The sequence below is a fragment of the Mesorhizobium sp. M0633 genome (assembly GCF_040320645.1).
GTDB lineage: Bacteria > Pseudomonadota > Alphaproteobacteria > Rhizobiales > Rhizobiaceae > Mesorhizobium.
The window spans coordinates 1-532 of the sequence record NZ_JAMYQC010000142.1 but is presented as its reverse complement, the minus strand read 5'-3'; the positions used below and the strand labels follow the sequence as shown (position 1 = coordinate 532).

Genomic DNA, 532 nt, shown 5'->3' with positions numbered 1-532 from the left:
CCATCCGGTGAAGACCGCAGACGTGTATCCGGCGGCCATGAGGACCTGAGCACCGCGGTGCCGGCGTCAAGTTTTTGATGGGGAGACGCGATGATATTCTTCGAGGAGGAGTTCGACCTCCTCGATGCCTTCATCGGTGAAGGCCAAGATCCCGTCGTCATCGTTGGCGCCGTAGACCCAGATGACGCCGTCCTCGGGCTCGAGACCGAGGGTCAGTTCCTGGATGAGCGCTTCGCTGACGCCGAGGTCCCTGGCGACACGTTCGACGGTGTAGACGTGATGCACCTTATTGCGCTGCATGATCAGGCCGCCGCTGATTGGGTCCGCAGTTGTGCGGATCTCCAATTCCACGGCAGCAAATCATCGATCCGATGGGCTGGGTGGGCTGCGATGCGCGCCAGGATATCGGCGAGCCAGGCCTGCGGGTCGATATCGTTCAACTTGGCGCTGACGATCAGGCTGTAGAGAACGGCAGCGCGCTGTCCGCCGCGATCGGAACCGCAGAACAGCCAGGACTTTCTGCCGAGAGCGA

General features: G+C 61.8%; 2 protein-coding genes. Both read right to left on the bottom strand.

Features of this window, described 5'->3' with window-relative positions; translation table 11 throughout:
* Positions 1-66: 66 nt before the first annotated feature.
* Positions 67-300, bottom strand: a complete 234-nt coding sequence (locus NKI47_RS35085; protein WP_023766642.1) for a hypothetical protein — start codon at positions 298-300, stop codon at positions 67-69.
* Positions 301-302: 2 nt separating this feature from the next.
* The coding region (locus NKI47_RS35080) for a transposase domain-containing protein (protein ID WP_352596448.1) at positions 303-532 on the bottom strand (230 nt) is incomplete at its 5' end.

Bases quoted from the DNA above. Each gene is read 5' to 3' on its own strand.
- NKI47_RS35085 (WP_023766642.1), bottom strand. From the start codon at position 300: ATGCAGCGCAATAAGGTGCATCACGTCTACACCGTCGAACGTGTCGCC.